This window comes from Flavobacterium indicum GPTSA100-9 = DSM 17447 (genome assembly GCF_000455605.1).
GTDB classification, from domain to species: Bacteria; Bacteroidota; Bacteroidia; order Flavobacteriales; family Flavobacteriaceae; genus Flavobacterium; species Flavobacterium indicum.
Genome location: NC_017025.1, coordinates 221561 through 242429 on the forward strand (window position 1 = coordinate 221561; position 20869 = coordinate 242429).

The window sequence follows — 20869 nt, forward strand, 5'->3', positions numbered from 1 at the left end:
AAAGGGTCATATTTTAATTTGAAAAAATATTCTTTAAACAAATGTTACTTATTCGAAAAAGTAGAAAACATATTGTATTTTTTCAAAACCAAAATATAATATTAGATGAATTATAATGGATACTTTCCTTTTTTCTAACTAATAATTACATCATTTGTGTTTTCTGCTTAAAAATAATTAGGTACATTTAGTGATATCATTTAATATTTCATTTGAATATTATTTGGAGTAAATAATATGAAAAAATACTAGGATTTGTTACAAGTGTAATTTTTAACTAGCTCTTGCATACCGTAATATTCTATAGCTTTTTGTTTTAATGGATTAGTGCTCCAATCAGCCCATTCATTAGTATAGGGATTGTATCCACATTTTAAGGGTTTCGATAAATCTATATCTTCTTCAAAATGAGTACGCTCAGTATAAGCACGACAATCGGTACAAATATGACGGAATTCACAGTCTTTGCATATTTCTATCATGTCTTTAGTTACATTCCAATATTTCTTAAAATCGGGATGATTTAAAGCTTCTTCTAATGTAGTGTCTTTTATATTGCCAAAGCTTTGTGGCATTGCTGGGCAGTTTTTAATATTACCGTCTTTGTCAATAGTGAGTTTTTTGTGTAGGCAGGTGTTATGGTTAATGGATTCGAGGAAATGATCATACTCCTTTGAAAAATGGTTAGACTTCACCATACCACAATTCAAAAAATTACTAATCATCTTTTGAGTAAAAATAATATTTACAAAGTCAAATTTATCACTTTCTAATGATTTGTCAAAAGGAGAACTATGAATAATAATTTTTGAAATCCTGAAATATCTGGAAGTTATTTTTTTTAGCCATTCATTATCTGTTTTTTCAGAATAAAGTAGATTGAGATTTATGTTTTTTATCAAAGTATTTTCAAAAAGATTACATATTTCTTCAATAATATCGCATACATTGTCGTAATACATAAACTCTACAATTGTAACTTGCAATTTTTCTAACTCGAAAATCACTTTTTTTAGAAATTCAAAATCGTTTATATTTTCAAGTATTATATTACTTATTTGATTAGGTTGTTTAAAAGTTGTATCAATTTTAGGGAACCAGTTTTTTTCCAATTCATAACAATAAAAACCATATTCTAATGCAATTAAATTTTCGAAATATTCATTTATTGTTTTTTGGTTAGATTCTCCATATTCTGCTTGGATTTCCTCAATACTTAATCTCTCAGTTTTTTCAATGATTTCGACTAAATCATTTGGAATAAAATTTATTTGATATTTTTGACTGTCAAATATTAAGCTTCTTTTAGCACCTTTGACTATAAAACAATTTGAGTATAATTTAAAATATTCCATTAATTAAATTATTCTTGTTATATGTTTATAAAATTGTAAAAAGGGATAAACTTTCGTGTTGTATTTTTCAACAGGATAAACTTTACCTGTTACAGCAGAAAGATTTTCTTTAAGCTCTATATTTTGAAGAGAAAGTGGTAAACACTGTTTAAATTCTTCAAGTATTTTATTTTTTTCCATTAATTAAATAATATTATCAAAAAAAGATACAATTTTTTCATGTAATCTATAGTTACAAGGATAAGACACCATACCAAATTGACCAACTGGATTAACTTCTAAAAAGACAAATTCAAGATCGGGTGTTACGATCATATCGATTGATCCAGAATTTAAATTTAATTTCTTCATTAGTTTGTCTATTTTTTTTTCAATAACAGTAGGTAAATTAAATGGGATTGTACGATTAGGATTATTTTTATTATAATTTCTAAAATCAACTTTTGTAGTTTCATCATTTTGAGAAAAAATAGCCATACTATAGGTACATCCATCAAGATAAAAAATCCTTAACTCATATCTTTTTTCAATATAATTTTGTACTAATGAAGGGAAAAAGTTATTGGTGATTTTATTTTTACAATCAAGAAATTTTGTGTTTCCAACCAATGTATATTCTCCAAGATTTATCATTGTACTTCCAGTAATTGTCTTGCTAATATGGTTTTTATATCCTTTTATTTTAAATAACTCTTCTTTAGTATTTATCAAATAATCATTAGGAGTAGTAAAGCCTATTTCTCTTGCAATTCCAGAAACAATTAACTTATTAACGACAGCATTCTGATAGAGATTTAAATGATGTAGTTTGGATAATTTAAAATATAAATACTGTAAACATTTACTAACTTCTAAATTAATAAAATTATTAATTTTTTTATCTGTTGTTTTGTTGAATTTAATATTCAAAGAACCTCTCCTATACCAATAAGATGTAATTTCAGATAACAAAAAACTATAGTTTTTTGCCTTTAATTCTATATCATCTTTTAAAAAATAAATTTCCAATTCATCTGTTTGGTTAATCCTGATAAATTTTATATTATTAAAAAGAAGCCAATCTATAACTACTGATGTAGTATAATCGGCTTCTTCAGTTATTATTAGAAGCATATCGTTTTTATCTAAGAATTTTTCTAAAGCTTTTCTAAATTTACTCTTGTAATCTAATGATACATCTTTTTGAAACAAATTTTTGTACTTTTTTGCTGTAATAACTTCATTACGACTCTAAAGTAACCTCTTTCGATTAAAATAAGTTATAAAGATTCAAACGAAGAATTTTAAATATGCCCTAAATTTTAAAATTAAGGATACTCAATCAAATGGTTTTCCTCAGAAATGGCAATCAAGACTCCATTCTCATCAAGATAATCAGTCCATAATTCATCCTGACAATTCCAACTGTTAAGTGTACTACTAATAGTTCTAGAGCTTGATGGGAAATTTTTACTACCGCAAATACTTTTCATCTCGTTTAAACTTAATTCTTCAAACGAATTTTCAATAACAAACTTTTTTAACTGTTTCATGTGATTATGTATTAATTAAATTTTTCTGGATATAATTGTTTCATTCTCCATCTTTCATATCCATAACTAGGCAAACCTATATTTTTTCGTCTTTTATTTAATGTGTCTAAAGGCATCATAATCTTTTTTGGAGTTTGATAAGTTCCATAATATTGCTCTTTTCCTCCATACAACAAATATTGATCGTATAATTTCCCATATATTAAAGGGCTTGCATCACCTCTGAGTAAATAATTATGTATTTTTGGCATCAAGGTTTTTAGTCTATAATCTGGTTGCGTATGTAATAACATGACTTCGATACTTACTTGGCTATTGTCAATTGAAGAATTACCAATTACTTTTTTGTTGATATAACCGTATTTATCAAAAAATTTATTAATTTTTTGAATGTTTACTGTGTCAATTTCTTTTAACTTGCTTAGGTCTTGTTCTTTTTGACGATACATTTGGTCAAGTGCATTCATTTTTTTTATACTATCTCTTAGCGAAACATTTATTGTAGCCAGATAAGTTTTGCGTAATTCAGGATATTTTTTTTCAAAATCCCTGTATTTATTTTTTACATAAATATTTAATAAAGAATCTACAAGAATTCTTTCTTTTACATAACCATATTTGCTTACTAATAAGTCAAAATTTTTGGGTTTTATTTTTTTATTTAAAACAACTTTTAATTCAAAGTAGTTAGAAAACTCAAAATAAGTATCCATATCGATTGGCTCATACTCGTTAAATAATTTATCTAAAATAGCATAACTTTTTTCGTATTCTTTTATTATATACAAACTATCCGCTTCATAAACTTTTAAATAGTAGGGTATGTAATTTGCATTTTCATCCCCAATTCGTGTAAATTTACTTTTACAAGAAAGTAATAATAGTATAAGCGTTAATAAAACAATTGTTTTTTTCATAATTCAAATTTAAAGTGTTTTCTGTAAAATGATATTACATAAAAGTGTACTTTTTAAGGATACATTGGTGTACTTTTTTCAATTCAATAAAAAATTCTTGTCCGAACTCTATTATTTTTTTAATTTGAGTTAAATATTCATTTTTATCAGCATTTAACTTTTTTATTCAACCAATACAATAGTGCTTTTGATGCCATTTTCTTGGTTTTTTTAAAAATGAATTAAATGCTCTATTTGACTACAGAAGTTAATTGTTTTTATTTTCTCTTTTAATGGTGATTTAAAATCCAATTTAAATAGTTCAATAAATCTAACATTTTAATTCACTTATGTTAAAAATTAATTATTTTTGTACCCGCTAAGCAAAAGAATACTAGCTTAGAGCATAAAAAAACAAACAAAACACACAAAATATTATGACATTGCTACTAATTACAAGTTTGCGTAGGCAAACACAACTATTAAAAAGCGATGCCATAAGCTACAAATGAAAAATTAAAACTTAAACTTATGAAACCAGACTTATTTCAATCGCCTGATTACTACTTGTTAGACGATTTACTTTCGGAAGAACATAAATTAGTACGTGATGCTGCAAGAGCATGGGTTAAAAAAGAAGTTTCTCCTATTATTGAAGAATATGCACAACGTGCAGAATTCCCGAAACAAATTGTAAAAGGTTTGGGAGAAATTGGTGGTTTTGGACCTTATATTCCAGTAGAATATGGTGGTGCTGGATTAGATCAAATTTCATATGGTTTAATCATGCAAGAAATTGAGCGTGGTGATTCAGGTGTGCGATCTACTTCTTCGGTACAGTCTTCATTAGTAATGTATCCTATTTGGAAATATGGTAACGAAGAACAACGCATGAAGTATTTACCTAAATTAGCTACAGGTGAATGGATTGGTTGTTTTGGATTAACAGAACCTGATTTTGGTTCTAATCCAGGAGGAATGGTAACTAATTTTAAAGATATGGGCGATCATTATCTTTTAAATGGTGCTAAAATGTGGATTTCAAATGCACCTTTTGCAGATATTGCGGTTGTTTGGGCTAAAAATGAAGAAGGTAGAATTCACGGATTAATCGTGGAACGAGGAATGGAAGGTTTTTCAACTCCTGAAACTCACAATAAATGGTCGTTAAGAGCTTCTGCAACTGGAGAGCTTATTTTTGATAATGTAAAAGTGCCTAAAGAAAATTTATTACCAAATAAATCTGGTTTAGGTGCGCCGCTAGGATGTTTAGATTCAGCGCGTTACGGTATTGCTTGGGGTGCCATTGGTGCAGCTATGGATTGTTATGATACTGCTTTGCGTTATTCAAAAGAGCGTATTCAGTTTGACAAACCTATTGGAGCTACGCAATTACAACAAAAGAAATTAGCTGAAATGATTACTGAAATTACTAAAGCGCAGTTGTTAACGTGGCGTTTAGGTGTTTTACGTAATGAAGGTAGAGCTACTTCGGCTCAAATTTCAATGGCAAAAAGAAATAATGTGGATATGGCCTTAACAATTGCACGTGATGCACGTCAGATGTTAGGAGGAATGGGAATTACTGGTGAATATTCAATCATGCGTCATATGATGAATTTAGAGTCAGTAGTTACATATGAAGGTACGCATGACATTCATTTGTTAATTACAGGTATGGATGTTACTGGTTTCCCTGCATTCAAGTAATTAAACAATAAATAAAATTGATATAAAATGCTTCTCTAGTTCGAGAAGCATTTTTATTTTTGTTACATAAATCAATTTTCTTTCAGATTACGTATATCTGAATAAAACCTTTTTATTATGTCAATTCAAAATATAAACCAAAGTATTCAGCCATTAAAGGAGCAATTGTTGCAACATACATTATATGAAAAAGTGGCTTCTATTGAAGATTTACATGTTTTTTTAGAAAATCATGTGTATGCTGTGTGGGATTTTATGTCTTTGTTAAAAGCCTTACAAGCCAAACTTACTTGTGTAGAAACGCCTTGGTTGCCTGTTGGTAATCCTGAAATTCGTTATTTAATAAATGAAATTGTAGTAGCAGAAGAAACCGATTTAGCAAGCGATGGAAACCGTCAAAGTCATTATGAAATGTATTTAGATGCTATGCAACAATGTGGAGCCAATACCAATGATGTAAATCAGTTTCTTTCTGATGTTGCTGCAACAAAAAATATTTTTGTTTCCATAAAGACGTCTAAACTCGATGAAAAAGTAAAAGCATTTTTAGATTATACATTTAGAATAATTGAAGAAGGGAAGCCGCATAAAATTGCAGCTGCATTTACTTTTGGAAGAGAAGATTTAATTCCAACTATGTTTACTGAAATATTACGTAATTTTCAACAAAATTTTCCTGAAACCAATTTGTCTAAATTGATATATTATTTTGAAAGACATATTGAATTAGATGCCGATGAACATGGTCCAATGGCGATGCAAATGATTAGTGAATTATGTGGCAATGATGCAAAAAAATGGCAAGAAGTAGAAGAAACTTCTATTGAAGCTTTAGAAAAAAGAATTGGTTTATGGGATTCAATTTTAGAACAAATTGAACATAAACATGAATTGGTTTAATTGAATAAAATAAAAAATCCCGATTTAATCGGGATTTTTTCTAACTACTCTTTAATTAATTTTTTGGAGATTGAAATCGATTCGTTAGTTTCGATTTTTACAAGATAAACTCCTTTTGATAAATCTGAAATATTTATATTTTCTAACGCATTGATTTTATTTGCAGATTTAATAAGTTGTCCTGTAATAGAGTAAATGTCTAGTTTTTTCACATCATTAGTTAGCACAAATGAAGTTTGAGCTGGATTAGGATATAATTCTATTTGTGAAGCAAATTCAAAAGCTTCATTTGCTAATGCAGCAGAAACCTGATTACCATAGATTCTATATTCACCTGGATTTAAAGTAATTTGTGCCGTTGTACTTGTAACTGTCAGAGGCGCATTTGTCATTAAATTATACCATGTTCCTGTATATGGAAAATCCGGTGTAATATTTTGAGCAGCTACTGAATAATTAGCAAGGATAACTACATTTTTCAATTGTGTAGATGGCAAACTGTTGTCATATATATAGATACGTTGTCTAATGTTACTACCGTTAGGACTAATTGTGTAATCCCCGTTAAAAACAGGATCATTCTTTTTCATTTTTATGAATTTCACATAGTCTGAATATATAGTGCTTCTTGGTGCAGTAGTTAACCAATTTTCAACCCATTGAGGTTGAGGTTTAGTGTCTAATTTACAATCACCTGCAATGGCATCTACATCACTATTAACAGTTCCATTATTACAAGTAAAAATAGAATCATCCATTCCTAATTCTTGAAAATGCCAAATCATTTTTGGACCAGGAATTAAAATACTTGTTGCTCCTACAGCAGGCATTCTGTTTAAAGCATTGTTTAAATTTCCGCCAACTGGTGCAGTACCAGCACTATTTCCATAAGTGTAAGCTTGATACATTAAACGGTCTTTGTCATGACTTTCAGGATATCCCATTAATCGTTTTCCAGTAAAACCACGACTAACATGTCCCATTCTTGTAATATCACCATTAGTTGAAAAACCTAAAGCTAATTGTTTGTAAGGTTCATATAATTCACCCCACATCATGATTCCTTTGCCTTCTGCTATTCTATAGTTTGCCCATTGTTGTTCTTCAGAATCTGTTCCTAAATGTTCAAAAATAACATAATGATCATTGTCTAAACTCCATGTATAATCTGCATATTCTTTTAATACAGCAACTCTATCTGCTTGATAAGCATTGGTACAAGCATCATCCCCAGCTGTACAGTTTTGTGTAAATCCTTTTGTTAAATCCCAACGGAATCCATCAATTTTAAATTCAGTTATCCAATGTTTAACGGTTCTTTTTACATAATCTTTTGTATAATTTGATGAATGATTAAAATCTTCTCCTACACTATAACTATGTTTAGCAACTGTATTGAAATATGGATTTTCTGTACTTGGGCTTCCCCAACCATCACCATCAGGATCATTCATCCACATACGAACCATTGGATTTCTTCCAAAGGCATGGTTAAAGGCAATATCTAAAATAACAGCTATACCATTTTGGTGACATAAATCAATTAATTCTTTTAATTTATTTTTATTGCCATAAAATTTATCTAATGCCATGTGAAAGGCAGTGTTATAACCCCAACTTTCATTGCCTTCAAATTCCATAACTGGCATTAATTCTATGGCATTAATTCCTAAATTTTTAAAGTAATCTATTTTATCAATTACATCTTGATAATTTTTATCAGAATCAAAATCACGAACTAAAAGCTCATAAACCACTAATTTATCTTTACTTGGTTTTGTAAAATTAGTAACAACCCATGGATAAGCTGTTTGACCTGTTTGTAGAACAGTAACTTCTCTGTCTTGTCCATTTGGATAAGGCATTAATCCAGGATAACTAGTAGCAGGAATATACGGGTCATCAAAAGATGACAATACCAATGTTGAACACGGGTCTGCTGTTTTAACAATAGTTGGAGAATTTGCTATTGGTGTTGTATCTACAACCCAATATTGATATAAATATTCTGTTCCTGAAGTTAAACCCGTTAATTCTAGCCAAAATTTTCCAGAAGTAGGGTCTTTTTTCATAGCATAAGAAGAAGAAGGTTGCCAGTTATTGAATGTTCCAGCAACATATACAAAATCTTTACCAGGAGCTTCTAAAACTAAAGTTGCTTTAGTTGCATCAGAAGTGTTGTAGTTAATTCCTATTTCCATTCCAGCAGGAAGAGCCTGTGATATAGTTCCAGGATTAATAATTACACTAAACTTTTTTGAATATGTTGTTGCACCTTGTGTAATTTGTAAGTCATAGCTTTTATTTGCAGTAATATTTGAATCTGTGTAACTATAACTTGTTCCAGTATAGGTGTGAATACTTACTCCATTCGCGAATAAGTTATAATTAGCATTTCCATTTGTGTTATTAGCTGCAATGCTTAAATTTTGACCTGAATTTAATAAGGTAGTTGAATTTTCATTAGGAGCTGTTAAAGTTGCTTGATAGGCGCCAACATTTAATTCTAAATCAGTTGTTTGTTGTGCTCCAGTATTGCTTCTAAAAACAATATTAATTTTTGAAACAGTTCCACTCGATACACCATAATAATTTAAAATTGTTGGTGTTAAATCTAATTTGTATATGTTTCCTGAAACTAAAGTTAAAGCTGGTTGTGTGGTATTATTACCCCAAGATCCAATAACATTTTGCCAAGGTGTACCATTAAGGGTTACTCCTGTGTGTGCATATATTGTTCCAGAATACGAAGCTAATCCAGTTCCAGTTTTATCAAACAAAATGGTAGCTGTTTGATTGGCTTCTGGAGTTGTTCCGCCTTGCCAAGAAACTTGTGCAGTTAATGAACAATAAAATAAAAGTAATAATAATGAGTAAATCTTTTTCATAAGCCTAAAATAAAAATTAGAAATAACAATATTGGTATTTCTATATTGTGAAAAAAGGGCTGATTGCTCAGCCCTGATTTATATTTATTGTATTGAGTAAGTGTATGCGCGAGGATTACTTAAATCTAAAGTAACAAAATATGTTCCTGAAGTGGCTATACTTAAGTTTGGTCCGTCATAATTCATTGAACCGTCTGAATCACTATCTCCACCTAAATTAATTGTCCATGCGTCATTTGCTCTAAATTTGAATTCACCTGCAGTTAAAGCAATTGTTCCTTCCCATTTTTTTGTAGAAGGGTTGTAGGTTAATGCGGTACTTGAGGTCCATCCTCCTGGAGTAGCTGCACCAACAATTCCCCAGTTTGTTAATGTTTCAGTATAAGTTAAAGCAGTTGTATTAGCTTGAACTCTATAGTATCCTGCTGGTGCTGTACAATCTGATTCTCCTGTTTCAGCTAAAACACCGCTAAAAGAACCATCATCTCCCCAATCAGTATTACCCCAATTGTAATTACCGGATGCATCTGGACCAACAAATTTGTGTCCACCGTCTAACCACATGTATCCTTCATAGTCTGTTTGTCCAAAACCTGAAGCTGCAATTCTTGGAGCAGTTCCAGGCGTCCAACCTTGATGGTTTCCAGGAACAGCTAATTTAGGTAATTCTGTAGTATATGGCGTTACTAAATAAGTAATAGTATTTGAATATTTAGTCATTTCTGCATTTGTGCCAATAGTAGCTTTAATTCTAATATCTAAACCACCTTCAGTATATGGAATTAATCCTGCAGCAACTGCTGCTCCGTTTAATTCATCAACTGTAATAGCTGCAAAAGTATTATTTGTAGAAGTTATATCTGTTACATCTGCAAAATTGCTTCCAGATAATGAAACCTGAACAGTATAATCAATAGCTGTTGGAGTTCCAAAATTGGCTGCTTGCCATGTTAATGTTAAAGCCGGATTTGTAGGGTAATCTGGTGTTAAAACGACACTGCTTCCAGTAACAGGTGAAGTAATGTTAAAATCTCCTGCTTCATTAACATAAGCCAGGTTGCTTTCATCCTCACAAGAAGTAAGATTAATAGCTAAAAATAACGCTAAAAAAGTTTTAAATATATTTTTCATGATTCTTTAGTTTAATATAATATTAATAACCAATATTTTGAGATAAGTTAGGATTTGAAGATAAACTAGATGATGGAATAGGGAAAACCTTTAAATGTGCCGGTAAAGCAATTCCGTTTGAACCATTACCTTTCCAAGCCCAATTGTAAGAACCTCCCGTGTATTTATTGAAACGAATTAAATCTTGTCTTCTGTGTCCTTCCCAATGTAATTCTCTTGCTCTTTCATCTAAAATGAAATCTAATGTTAAATCTCCAGAAGATATATTCGCTACAGGTCCATTGTTTGCTCTTTCTCTTAAATCATTAATATAAGTTAAGGCTTGTGAAGTTGACGCGTTTCCAGCACCTCTTAATGCGCACTCAGCATACATTAAATACACATCGGCTAATCTAAATAAAGGAAAATCTGTATCTACAAATCCTTGATTTACACCTGGTATACCTGTAGAAGAAATATTTGAATATTTGGCTAATACATATCCCTGATCTCTATCTGCAATTGTAGTAATGTCAATCGGTCTAGTTCCAGAAATTATTGTTTTTCTTTCATCAGAAGTAAAAGATCCTCCATCAAATTTTTGTACAAATTGTTTTCTTAAACGTAATGCACCTCCCCAACCACTTGAACTTACTCCCATTGAAGTTCCGTTTTGTTCAATAGATCCAACTTGGCCATTAATCATTACGGTAGTAGGTCCATAATTTTGTGTAACATTACCATCTGATTGTAAAGTAAAAATCATTTCTGTCGAAGTATGATTGTCTGCTTTAAAGTTATCTAAGTAATTCGCTTCTAAAGTATAACCTCCTCCAATAATGTTATTACACATAGTAACACAATCAGCATATCTATTTTGTCCTATATAAACTTCTGCATTTAAATACATTTTTCCTAATATCATCCATGCAAATGCTTTGTCAACTCTACCATATTCATTTGTTCTTGGTGCTTTCAAAGCAGGTAATATTGCATTTAAGTCAGATTCAATAAAAGAAAATAATTGCTGTCTATTATATTCAGGACCTGCAATTCCGATTTGATCGTTTTCGGTATAAAATGCGGCTTTACCATACATGTCCATTAAATGATAATAAGCTAATGCTCTTAATGCACGAACCTCATTTCTATAATCCTCAATATTTGCTAATAATTGTGAATCCGTTACACCTCTTCCACTTAATTTTTCAGGTGTAGTTTGTCTCAAATACTCATTACAAAATGCAACTTGAGCCATGCCTCTTGCAAACATTCCTAAAACTATAGGGTTATTTGATGTCCATGTATTTCTCTGAATTTCAGCTACTCCCGGATCATTTTCATAACTCCATATTACTTCATCAGTACTTAAATTCTGTAAATACCATAAACATCTACCATAATGACTTGTTCCAGCATCTAATCCTTGAATATTTGATGAACCTGCACCTGTTATTCCAGTTAAAGATAAATTTCCGTATACTCCAGCTAATCCTTGTTTGTATGACTGTGGATTACTAAAAAAGTTTTCTGATAAAAAAAGATCATCATCCTCTGGTGTAACATCTAGATCTTTGGTACAAGATGTGAAAAGAAATAATCCGCTTACTAAAGCTAAAATATTTATTTTAAATTTTTTCATAGTCTACTAATTAAAATTTAACATTTAATCCTACTAAGAATTGTTCTTGTCTAGGATAAATAGTATTATCAATACCTCCAAACACTTCCGGATCTAAACCAGAATAATCTGTGAACAATAAGAAGTTTGGATTTTGAATTCCTGCAGTTAAACGAATTGTTGATTTACGTTTTTCTGTTTGTGGAAATGTATAGCCTAATGTTATGTTGTCAACTCTTACAAAAGAAGCGTCTTCTATATAATAATCAGAGAAAATTACATTGTTACCTGTGCTTGTAAAGTTACTATCAAAAGTAGAACTAGGTACATTAGCAACTGTTCCACCAACATCACTTAATAAAGAGGTATATGCATTTGCTGATTTTACATTGTTATACATTTTATTACCAAAACTTGCTCTTAAATTAAATGCTAAATCAAAATTTTTGTAATTCATGTTTGATTGGAATCCTAATAATAGATTTGGATCAGGGTTTTTGTAGATATACCTGTCTTTTTCATTAACAATTCCATCACCGTTTAAGTCAGCAAAAGCTCCTTCAATAGGTGTCCCGTTTTGATTGTATAATTGATTGTAAACATAGAATGAGTTTGGAGTCCATCCTTCGCTAAATATTTGAATAGTACCACCTGTTCCTCCACCAATTCCTCCTACATAGGTGTCACTTCCAGCGTATAAGCTTTTAATTCTTCTTTGGTAAGTTGATGCGTTAAAGTTAACATTCCATTTGAATGTTGTGCCTCTTAATACATCAGCATTTAAATTAAATTCTATACCTTTAGTAGTAAAACTACCTAAGTTTTGCGCACCTTGATTTGAAAAATTTGATCCATCTGCAAATGGAGCATTACCAAATAATAAATCTTCAGATAATTTATAGAAAACATCTATACTACCACTAATTCTATTATTCCATAAACCATAATCTATACCCGCATTGTAATTGGTAGTTTCTTCCCATTTTAATTTATCATTAAAAGCTTTTGGTTGTCCTAAAATATAGGCGTTGTTTCCAAATATGTATTGAGAATCTGGGTTTCCTGTTCCGTATAAAGGTAAATAAAAGTCATTAATTCCTAAATTTTGTTGACCCGTAACACCCCAACCTGCTCTTAATTTTAAATCAGAAATAACTTTACTGTCTTTAAAGAAATCTTTGTTGATTTTCCATGCAACAGAAGCTCCTGGGAAATTACCGTATTTTTTGTCTTTAGGGAAACGAGAAGAACCGTCTCTTCTGTAAGATAAAGACACAATGTACTTGTCGTTCCATGTGAAATTAGTTCTTCCAAAGAAACCTAATAAAACTTGATCTGTAATAATAGCTTCATCTGCAATATCATTTGGATTATAAATATTGTTTGAGTTGAAATAACTTCTTTCAAATTTTTGATACGAATAACCAGCTGTTGCATCTAATTCTAATTTTCCGAATTTTTTCAAATAATTTAAATAACCATCAAATAGTTTATTTGTTATTGATGATGAATAATTAGATTTACTTCCAAGTTTATTAGATTCTAATGTTCCATCTAAAATGCTAAATGCAGTAGCAGAATTTCTACTCGTAAAATTGTCACCTTCTCCTTTTGATTGGTCAAAACCTACATTAACAACTGCTCTTAATTCTGGTAAAAAGTGTAATTTATAGTCCAATTGAACATTTCCAAAAACTCTATTTACATTAGATACATTATTGTTTAATAAAATATTACCAACTGGATTTCTTGTTCCTCCAGATGTTAATTGGTTTGTTGAAGTGTTTTGAATAAATTCAGTAAATCCTCCCCATGAATTGTTACCACTATAAATTGGCTTAGTAGGATCCATTCTTAAAGCTGCTCCTATTGGTGTAGCTGCAAATTTATTTTTTTCATTAGAATAGTTCGCATTTACGTTTAGTTTAAGGTGATTATCTAAAAAACTAGGACTCAAAGCTAAACCTACATTGGATCTATTAAATTTATCAGTTAACACTAAGCCTTCTTGGTAAGTATTGCTAATTGTTAATCTTGTTGGAATAGTTTTAAATAAATTACCACCTAAATTCAATGTGTTAACAGCGTAATCTGTTCTTCTATAAATTTCATCTTGCCAATCTGTGTCGTATAAAATTCTCCCTTCAATTACCCCTGGAGTTAAAGGGTTGTCTGTTGCTGTAGTACTTGGATCGTCAATACCTAATTGATTCGTTGATCCTGGAAAATATTTCTCAACAGCGCTTACAAATTGTGAAGCATTTAAAACATCTATTTTTCTTCTGTTTTTTCCAGATCCATATTGAAAGTTGTATTCAACAGAAAGTTTTTTACTTCCTTTTTTTGTAGTAATTAAAATAACACCATTTGAAGCTCTTGATCCATAAATGGCTGTAGAAGCAGCATCTTTTAAAACTGTAATTGACTCAATTGTTGTAGGGTCAATTGTTGCTAAAAAGTTTCTTGATCCTGAAGGAGTTCCTTCTGAAGAACCTAATAAAGGTAAACCATCAATTACTATTAAAGGTTCATTGTCTGCTGTTAATGAAGAACCTCCTCTAATTCTAATTGCTGATCCCGAAGCTGGACCACCACCAGTATTAATTTGAACACCAGCCACTCTTCCGTTTAATAAGTTTTCAACAGTTGGAGTTGCTCCTTTATTAAAATCTTTTTCAGAAACTTGAGTAACAGAACCTGTTGCGTCTTTTTTCTTTACTTTTCCGTATCCAACAACCACAACTTCATCAATAGCTTTTTCACTAGAATCTAAAGAAACAGTTACTGAAGTTTGACCATTGTACTTAATCGTTTGCGTAGTGTATCCTAAAAAGGAAATTGAAATTGTACTTCCAGTCTTAACATTTTTTAATGTAAATTCACCTTGACTATCAGTAATTGTTGCGGTATTTGTACCTGTAATTGCTACTGTAACGCCTGCTATTGGTTGTGAAGTTGAACTGTCTACAACCTTACCTTTTACTGTGTTTTGAGCTAAAACGCTAAAAGGTAACAATAGCAGAAAAAATAGCATTTTTTTGAGCATAGTTTTCATACAAATTGTTTAAGTTAATTGTCTGTTTTTAATTGCTTATATTTTCACTCCGAATGTTAAATTTATGTAAATATTTCATAAAAAAAACTTAACTAGCTGAAAAACACTATCGAAAACGTTTTCGTGTTGAAAACTTTATACTTTTAATTGAAAAAATGTGTATTTTTTGTATAGAAAATAATTTAAATTTCAATAAATTGTCATTCCTTAAAATTCAGCTAGAATAGATGAGAAGAAAAGTTACTTTAAAACAAATTGCAAAAGAATTAGATATTTCAATCTCTACGGTTTCTAAATCATTGCGAGATAGTCACGAAATTAGTGAAGAAACAAGACAAAAAGTACAAGCTTTTGCTAAGTTATACAACTATAAACCAAACAATATAGCTTTAAGTTTAAAAAATAAAAAAACGAAAACTATAGGGATTATAATTCCTGAAATTGTACATCATTTTTTTGCAACAGTAATTAGTGGAATTGAACAAGTAGCTAATGAAGAAGGTTATAATGTAATTGTATGTTTATCAGACGAATCGTTTGATAAAGAAGTGATTAACTTAGAAATGTTAGCCAGTGGCAGTACAGACGGATTTATTATGTCGCTCTCAAAAGAAACACAACAAAAAAGAGATTTTCATCATATCGAGGAAGCTATCAATCAAGGCATGCCAGTAGTATTATTTGATAGAGTAACAAATGATGTATTTTGTGATAAAGTAATAATTGATGATCAATTAGCAGCTTATGATGCAGTGAATTTTTTCATTGAGAAGAAGTACAAAAAAATTGCATTAATTACAACTGTGGACTATGTTAGTGTTGGTAAATTAAGAACGGAAGGCTATTACAAATCCTTCAAAGATCACCAATTAAATGTAGATGAAAATTTGATTGTAAAGATAGAAGATATTGAACATTGTCAAGACCCAATTCAAGATTTGATTGAAAATAATGAAATCGATGCCATTTTTGCAGTAAACGAATTATTTGCGGTTACTGCAATTAAAATTGCTTTAAAACTTGGAAAAAGAGTGCCTGAAGATATTTCTGTAATTGGATTTACTGATGGTATTATATCACAGTTTTCAACTCCAACAATAACAACTGTAAGTCAAAACGGAATTAAAATGGGTAGAAAAGCGGCAAAAATGTTAATTGATCGATTAGAAAAAGAAGAAGAAGACGAGTTATACACAACAGAAATTATTGAAACAAACTTAGTTTTTAGAGAATCTACGACAACGTAATAGTAATACATAAATAGTTGAAAATCAATTATTTATTTTTTATGATTTTGTGTTTTTAACAAACAAAAATTATAAAAAAATAATTTTGTATTTTAATTTTACTATATATTTGTAATTATCAAAGCTTATATCTTTCACTTCAAAAAAAAGTTTTGATAAGCACATTAAACGCTTATCGTAGTATTAATATTTAATTACGATAAATGGAAAAGCGTAAATTAAGTTTCTGGGAAATTTGGAACATGAGTTTCGGTTTCTTAGGGATCCAAATGGGTTTTGCTCTGCAAAATGCAAATGCCAGCAGAATTCTCCAAATTTTTGGTGCTGATGTTCATGAGTTATCGTGGTTTTGGATAATTGCACCATTAATGGGGCTTATTGTTCAACCCATAATTGGACATTACAGTGATAATACTTGGTCAAAATTTGGTAGAAGAAAACCTTATTTTCTTTCAGGGGCTTTATTGGCTTCTGTAGGTTTAATATTAATGCCACAAGCCGAAATTTTTATTGCGTTTATGCCTGCTCTATGGGTAGGTGCCGGAATGTTAATGATTATGGATGCTTCATTTAATATTGCCATGGAACCCTTCCGAGCTTTAGTTGGTGATAACTTAAGAACAGATCAGCATACTTTAGGTTTTAGTGTTCAAACGGCATTAATTGGTATTGGTGCTGTTGTAGGTTCTTGGTTGCCTTACGTACTGACCAATTGGTTTGGTATTAGTAATCAATCTTCGACTACTTCAGCTGTTCCTTTAAACTTAATTTATTCGTTTAGTATTGGGGCTCTAATTTTAGTTGCTTCAATTTTAATTACCATTTTTACAACTAAAGAATACACTCCTGAAGAATTAGAACAATTTAGAGACGAACAAGAGCATAAAGAAGCCATTGGAGAAACTAAAGAAGCTAAGCTTTCAGATGTTTTTTCAGATTTTGCTAAAATGCCTGAAACAATGCGTCAATTAAGTTGGGTGCAGTTTTTCTCATGGTTTGGCTTATTTGGAATGTGGGTGTTTACTACTCCAGCTATCGCACAACATATTTATGGACTTTCTGTAAATGATACCAAGAGCCCTGAATTTCAATCAGCCGGTGATTGGGTTGGAATTATTTTTGGTGTTTATAATGCAGTCTCAGCAATTGTTGCCTTTGGATTGCCTTATATAGCTAAAATTTATGGTAGAAGAAAAACACATGCCATTTCTTTAGTACTTGGAGGAATTGGATTAGTATCCATGTATTTTATGCCAAACAAAGAAGCGCTAATTTTTTCGATGGTTTTAGTAGGATTTGCTTGGGCAAGTATTTTAGCTATGCCTTATGCAATTTTAGCTGGTTCCATCCAACCAAAGAAAATGGGTGTTTACATGGGTATTTTTAACTTTTTTATCGTAATCCCTCAAATTATTAATGCTTTAATTGGAGGTTTATTAGTTAAATATGTTTACCAAGATCAAGCTATTCTTGCAATAGTAATGAGTGGTATAAGTTTCTTTATTGCAGCATTTTTAGTGCTTAAAGTTAAAGATTCAAAAGATAAGTAATCAAAGAAATGAAAAAGAAAGCATTTATATTCGATTTAGATGGTGTAATTGTTGACACAGCAAAATACCATTATTTAGCATGGAAAAAATTAGCTGATTCTTTAGGGATTACTTTTACACATGAAGATAACGAATTGTTAAAAGGTGTAAGTCGTGTACGTTCTCTTGAAATCATTCTTGGTTTAGGTAATGTTTCGGCTTCAGAGGAAGACAAAAACAGATGGTTGCATCAAAAAAATGTTGATTATTTAGCTTACATAGAAAAAATGGATGAAAATGAAATTCTTCCAGACGTAGTACGTGTACTCGATTTTTTGAAAGATTATGGTCAAAAAATAGTGTTGGGTTCAGCAAGTAAAAATGCAAAACCGATTCTTGAAAAAGCAAAAATTATTAACTATTTCGATGCTATAGTTGATGGGAATGATGTAACCAATGCAAAACCAGATCCTGAAGTTTTTCTTCAAGGTGCAAAAAATGCAGAATTGCCAAATGAAGCCTGTATCGTGTTCGAAGATTCATTAGCTGGAATTCAAGCGGCAAATTTAGCAAATATGATAAGCATTGGTATAGGAGATGCAACTGTTTTAAATGAAGCAGATTTCTGTTTCAAGGATTTTACAAAAATGTCTAATGAATTTTTATTAGACTTAATCAACAATTAGTAATTGTCTTTACGGCAAATTGAGAATTGACAAATTAGAAAAAATGAATCAAGATTATATTATACCAAATAACTGGTCGATAATTGAAGAAGGATTTGATGCAACAAGGGTTAAATCGTCAGAAAGTTTATTTAGTATCGGTAACGGGGCAATGGGTCAACGTGCCAATTTTGAAGAACACTATTCAGGGAGTACATTCCAAGGAAGTTATATTGCAGGTGTTTATTATCCAGACAAAACTAAAGTAGGTTGGTGGAAAAACGGTTATCCTGAATATTTTGCAAAAGTATTGAATGCTCCAAATTGGATTGGAATCAATGTAGAAATCAATGGCGAAAAATTAGATTTAGCAACTTGTAAAAAAGTTGAAAATTTTCGTCGTGAATTAAATATGAAAGAAGGATGGTTAAGCCGTTCTTTTAATGCTACTTTACAAAATGGTATTGAAGTAACAGTTAATGCATTACGTTTTTTATCATTAGATTTAGATGAATTGGGTGCAATTCGTTATTCTGTTACACCAATTAATAGTGATGCAAAAGTGGTATTCAAACCATTTGTTGATGCAGGAATTGAAAATGAAGATACAAACTGGGAAGAACGTTTTTGGGAAACGCAAAGCATACATGAATCTGATAATCAAGGGTTTGTTGTTGCTAGAACTCTAAAAACACATTTTACAGTTTCAACATATATGCATAATAGTGTTTACATCAACAATGAATTTTCTGATGTTAAACCTGTTGAAATAAATAAAACGGCTAATGCAATTTCTTTCTCTTATGAAATTGCAGCTGCAAAAGGACAAACAGTTGGTCTTCAAAAATTTGGAGGCTATGTTTCTTCTATGAATTATCCTGTAGAGGAATTAATTCTTGCTTCTAAAAATGTTATTCAAAAAGCACATGAATTAGGATTTGATACATTGTTAGAAAACCAAAAACAGGCTTGGGCAAAAATTTGGGAAATGAGCGATATTACAATAGAGGGTGATGTAAAAGCCCAACAAGGAATTCGTTTTAATATTTTCCAATTAAATCAAACATATTTAGGTAAAGATTCACGTTTAAATATTGGGCCAAAAGGATTTACAGGTGAAAAATATGGTGGTTCAACCTATTGGGATACAGAAGCCTATTGTATTCCTTTTTATATGGCTACAAAAAATCAAAGTGTTGCCAGAAACTTATTAGCATACCGTTACAATCAATTGGATAAAGCTATTGAAAATGCTGAAAAATTAGGTTTCAAAAATGGAGCTGCTTTGTATCCAATGGTAACCATGAATGGAGAAGAATGCCATAATGAATGGGAAATTACTTTTGAAGAAATTCATCGTAATGGTGCCATTGCATTTGCAATTTTCAATTATTTCCGATTTACAGGTGATTATAGTTATATTCCCGAAAAAGGATTAGAAGTTTTGATAGGTATCGCTCGTTTTTGGCATCAAAGAGCTACTTTTTCTACCTTTAGAAATAAATACGTAATTTTAGGGGTAACTGGTCCAAATGAATATGAGAATAACATAAATAATAACTGGTATACCAATTACATTGCAAAATGGTGTATTGATTATGCGTTAGAACAAATTCAAAAAGTTTCTAATGAATACCAATCAGATTACACCAGAATTATGAATAAAGTGAAATTGTCACAAGCCGAAATGAGTGCTTGGAAGACTGTAGCCGATAATATGTATTTTCCTTATTCAGAAGAACATGGGGTGTTTTTACAACAAGATGGTTTCTTAGATAAAGAATTAATAACAGTTGAAGAATTAGATCAAACACAACGACCAATTAATCAAAAATGGTCTTGGGATCGAATTTTACGTTCTCCATATATCAAACAAGCAGACACTTTACAAGGGTTCTACTTTTTTGAAGATCATTTTACAAAAGAAGAATTAGAAAAACATTTTGATTTTTATGAACCATTTACAGTTCACGAAAGTTCTTTATCGCCCTGTGTGCATTCTATTCAAGCAGCGGTGTTAGGTAGAATGGAACAAGCATACACGTTTTATTTACGTACATCTCGGTTAGATTTAGATGATTATAATAAAGAAGTACATGAAGGTCTTCACATTACTTCTATGGCTGGAACATGGATGAGTATAGTAGAAGGATTTGGTGGCATGCGTGTTAAAGAAGGTAAATTAACGTTTGAACCAAGGATTCCGAAAGAATGGGATGCCTATTCTTTTAAAGTAAATTATAGAAATGCTATTGTAAAAGTTGAGGTAAATCATCAAGGTACACAAGTTAGTGTAGAGGGTGATCATTCAATAGATATATTAGTTAATGGCACATCACAACTTATAAAAAATTAATAAAA

The 20869-nt window shown here is 30.6% G+C and carries 15 protein-coding genes; 6 read left to right on the top strand and 9 right to left on the bottom strand.

Annotated elements, in window-relative coordinates:
• Positions 1 to 248: 248 nt before the first annotated feature.
• The 5 genes from gwsS to KQS_RS01025 form a co-directional block, all read right to left on the bottom strand.
• Entirely contained in the window at positions 249 to 1355 is a 1107-nt protein-coding gene (gwsS, locus tag KQS_RS01010; RefSeq protein ID WP_014387343.1) for a grasp-with-spasm system SPASM domain peptide maturase, read from the bottom strand.
• A gap of 3 nt (positions 1356 to 1358) precedes the next feature.
• Entirely contained in the window at positions 1359 to 1535 is a 177-nt protein-coding gene (locus KQS_RS14265; protein WP_014387344.1) for a hypothetical protein, read from the bottom strand.
• A 3-nt stretch (positions 1536 to 1538) separates the two neighbouring features.
• Positions 1539 to 2546 (bottom strand): grasp-with-spasm system ATP-grasp peptide maturase, encoded by a 1008-nt coding sequence (gene gwsG / locus KQS_RS01015; protein ID WP_014387345.1) that lies wholly within the window; start codon positions 2544 to 2546, stop codon positions 1539 to 1541.
• A 116-nt stretch (positions 2547 to 2662) separates the two neighbouring features.
• Entirely contained in the window at positions 2663 to 2887 is a 225-nt protein-coding gene (locus KQS_RS01020) for a hypothetical protein (protein WP_014387346.1), read from the bottom strand.
• An 11-nt stretch (positions 2888 to 2898) separates the two neighbouring features.
• Complete coding sequence (locus KQS_RS01025) at positions 2899 to 3804, bottom strand: hypothetical protein (protein ID WP_014387347.1); 906 nt, start codon at positions 3802 to 3804, stop codon at positions 2899 to 2901.
• Positions 3805 to 4314: 510 nt separating this feature from the next.
• Here KQS_RS01025 and KQS_RS01030 point away from each other — a divergent pair.
• The gene (locus KQS_RS01030) at positions 4315 to 5493 is read left to right on the top strand and encodes an acyl-CoA dehydrogenase family protein (protein ID WP_014387348.1); all 1179 of its coding nucleotides are present in this window, start codon (positions 4315 to 4317) and stop codon (positions 5491 to 5493) included.
• Between the two features lie 117 nt (positions 5494 to 5610).
• On the top strand, positions 5611 to 6393 hold the full coding sequence (locus tag KQS_RS01035) for a DUF3050 domain-containing protein (RefSeq protein WP_014387349.1): 783 nt from the start codon (positions 5611 to 5613) through the stop codon (positions 6391 to 6393).
• 44 nt (positions 6394 to 6437) lie between these two features.
• Here the strand turns inward: KQS_RS01035 and KQS_RS01040 are convergent, their stop codons facing one another.
• From KQS_RS01040 to KQS_RS01055, 4 genes are all read right to left on the bottom strand, one after another.
• Positions 6438 to 9281: an alpha-amylase family glycosyl hydrolase gene (locus tag KQS_RS01040; protein WP_014387350.1), complete on the bottom strand. Its 2844-nt coding sequence runs from the start codon at positions 9279 to 9281 to the stop codon at positions 6438 to 6440.
• Between the two features lie 84 nt (positions 9282 to 9365).
• Positions 9366 to 10412, bottom strand: a complete 1047-nt coding sequence (locus tag KQS_RS01045; protein ID WP_014387351.1) for a SusE domain-containing protein — start codon at positions 10410 to 10412, stop codon at positions 9366 to 9368.
• Between the two features lie 22 nt (positions 10413 to 10434).
• Positions 10435 to 12033 carry a RagB/SusD family nutrient uptake outer membrane protein gene (locus tag KQS_RS01050; RefSeq protein WP_014387352.1) on the bottom strand — a complete coding sequence of 533 codons (1599 nt, stop codon included), beginning with the start codon at positions 12031 to 12033 and terminating at the stop codon, positions 10435 to 10437.
• Positions 12034 to 12043: 10 nt separating this feature from the next.
• The gene (locus KQS_RS01055; protein ID WP_041251936.1) at positions 12044 to 15067 is read right to left on the bottom strand and encodes a SusC/RagA family TonB-linked outer membrane protein; all 3024 of its coding nucleotides are present in this window, start codon (positions 15065 to 15067) and stop codon (positions 12044 to 12046) included.
• Between the two features lie 227 nt (positions 15068 to 15294).
• Here KQS_RS01055 and KQS_RS01060 point away from each other — a divergent pair, with 227 nt between their 5' ends.
• From KQS_RS01060 to KQS_RS01075, 4 genes are all read left to right on the top strand, one after another.
• Positions 15295 to 16314: a LacI family DNA-binding transcriptional regulator gene (locus tag KQS_RS01060; protein ID WP_014387354.1), complete on the top strand. Its 1020-nt coding sequence runs from the start codon at positions 15295 to 15297 to the stop codon at positions 16312 to 16314.
• Between the two features lie 203 nt (positions 16315 to 16517).
• Positions 16518 to 17864: an MFS transporter gene (locus KQS_RS01065; protein ID WP_014387355.1), complete on the top strand. Its 1347-nt coding sequence runs from the start codon at positions 16518 to 16520 to the stop codon at positions 17862 to 17864.
• Between the two features lie 8 nt (positions 17865 to 17872).
• The gene (gene pgmB, locus KQS_RS01070; RefSeq protein ID WP_014387356.1) at positions 17873 to 18529 is read left to right on the top strand and encodes a beta-phosphoglucomutase; all 657 of its coding nucleotides are present in this window, start codon (positions 17873 to 17875) and stop codon (positions 18527 to 18529) included.
• Positions 18530 to 18572: 43 nt separating this feature from the next.
• Positions 18573 to 20864, top strand: a complete 2292-nt coding sequence (locus KQS_RS01075) for a glycoside hydrolase family 65 protein (RefSeq protein ID WP_014387357.1) — start codon at positions 18573 to 18575, stop codon at positions 20862 to 20864.
• Positions 20865 to 20869: the final 5 nt, after the last annotated feature.